Genomic DNA, 2,117 nt, shown 5'->3' with positions numbered 1-2,117 from the left:
GACCAGGCCCCGACGGCCGGGCCCGCGGCCCCGCCGCGCCCGCAGCCGCCCGCCGTCCACCACGCGGTGATCTGCGTCAACGCCCCGGCGATGGCCGCCTCCGGCCCCGACGGCCAGCTGCGCGGCCACGGCCTGCACGGCTTCTACCGCAACGGCGTCCGGGTGCTCGCCCGGATGGAGCTGCGGCTGGGCGGCATGGAGCCGTTGCCGCTCCAGGGCACCCTGACCAGCACCGCTCAGGCCCGCTTCCTCGGTGCCGTCCGCCTCCCCGGCGACCTCGACCCGGACCCTGCGCTCACCGTCGAGCGGCTGCGCCACGCGGACGGCGTGGAGACGGTGGTCGTGCGCAACACCGGTCCGCGGCTCGCCCGGCTGCCGTTGGAGATAGCCCTCGGCACCGATCTTGGCCCGGTCGCCGAGATCGCCGCCGGGCACCGCCAGCCCGACCTGCCGGGCCAGGTGCAGTCCGCCGGGCTGCGCTGGACGGGCACGGTGCACAGCGCCGTGGTCAGCGCCAAGCCCTCTCCGCACGCCGTCCTGGCCGGTGCCGGGGTGCTCCGCTGGGACCTGGAGGTCCAGCCCGGCGCCCGCTGGTCGGTCGAGCTGCACACCGAGCTGGAGAGTGCCGCCGGCGGCCCGCGCCCGCCAGGCGGCCGCGGCACCGGCGTCCCGCTGCCCTGGTCCGAGCCGGAGGTCCGCAGCGACGACGCTCGGGCCGCCCTGCTGGTCTCCCGCTCGCTGGACGCCCTCGGCGGGCTGCTGTTCGCCGACCCGGACCGCCCGACCGACCTCTACCCGGCCTCCGGAGCACCCTGGCGCTTCGGCCTCGCCCCGGCCGACGCGCTCTGGGCCGCCCGGCTGACCTTGCCGCTCGGCACCCGGCTGGCGGCCGGTACCCTCCGGGCGCTGGCCCGCCGTCAGCTGCTCGCCCCCGCCCCGGGCCGCACCGAGGGGCTGCTGCCCGGCGCCCTGCGCCACGGCGGTCCCGAACTGCCGCCCACGTGCACCGCCACCGAGGCCACCCTGCTGTTCGTCACCGTGTTGGCCGAGGCCTGGCGCTGGGGCCTGCCCCCGGCGGAGGTCGCCGAGCTGCTCCCGGCCGCCGAGCGGGCCCTGGCCGCCCTGCGCGAAGGTCTGGTCGACGGCTTTGTCACCGACCTGAGCCGCCCGTCCGAGGAGCGCTCCGTCCACCCGGTCGCCGTCCGCGCGGAGGTCCAGTCGCAGGCCCACCGCGCCGCCCTGCACGGGGCCGAGCTGCTGGAGGCCTTCGGCCGACCAGGTGCCGAGGACTGGCGCGGCTGGGCGGCCGCGCTGCGCGGGCGCTTCCGCGAGCGGTTCTGGGTCGACGACCTGTCCGGTGGCCGTCCCGCGGCCGGGCTGGCCCCGGGCGGCCAGCCGCTGCCCGCCGTGGCCTCCTCCCTGGTGCACCTGCTGGACACCGGGCTCGCCGACGACGGCGGCCGGCACGAGAGCCTGCTGGACCGCGAGCAGACCCGGCTGCTCGCCCAGCGCCTGGTCTCGCCGGAGCTGGACAGCGGCTGGGGCCTGCGCACCCTGAGCGCCAAGTCACCCCGCTTCAACCCGCTGGGCCACCGCGGCGGCGCGGTGCGGGTCCACGAGACGGCGCTGGCGGTCGCCGGACTGGCCGGGGCCGGTCACGAGAACGAGGCCGGCACCTTGCTGGAGGGCCTGCTCGCCGCGAGCGCCCACTTCGAGGGACGACTGCCGGAGATGTACTCGGGGGAACAGCGCACCCCCGGCTGCCCGCCGGTGCCGCACCCGGCAGCCTGCCGCCCGGCGGCAGTCTCCGCGGCCGGCGCCGTGCACGCGGTGTTCGCCCTCGCCGGGGTCCGGCCCGACGTTCCGGGCTGCCGGGTGCTGGTCCGCCCGGCCCGCACCGCACCGCTCGGCGAGCTGGAGCTGACCGGTCTGCGGGTGGCGGGCGAGCCCTTCTCCGTCCGGGTGAGCCGGATCGGCGTGGCGATGGTGGAGGAGGCATCCGCGGACCTGCAACTCGTCGCCCGCTGAGCCCGCCGCCATGCGCCCGTGCCCGTGCCCACGCCCGTGCCCATGGCGCCGGTGACGCCGGTCACCGACGCCGCGTCCGGCCCGCGTCC

1 protein-coding gene is annotated in these 2,117 nt (G+C 78.4%); it reads left to right on the top strand.

Going from position 1 to position 2,117, the window contains the following annotated elements; translation table 11 throughout:
* On the top strand, positions 1-2,028 hold a 2,028-nt coding region (locus KS423_RS44145), incomplete at its 5' end, for a glycogen debranching N-terminal domain-containing protein (RefSeq protein ID WP_224285314.1).
* Positions 2,029-2,117 lie beyond the last annotated feature (89 nt).

Source organism: Streptomyces sp. LS1784 (assembly GCF_020103755.1).
In the GTDB taxonomy this organism is placed as follows: Bacteria; Actinomycetota; Actinomycetes; order Streptomycetales; family Streptomycetaceae; genus Kitasatospora.
The sequence above is the reverse complement of the archived record's forward strand: the minus strand, read 5'-3'. Positions and strand labels throughout refer to the sequence as shown.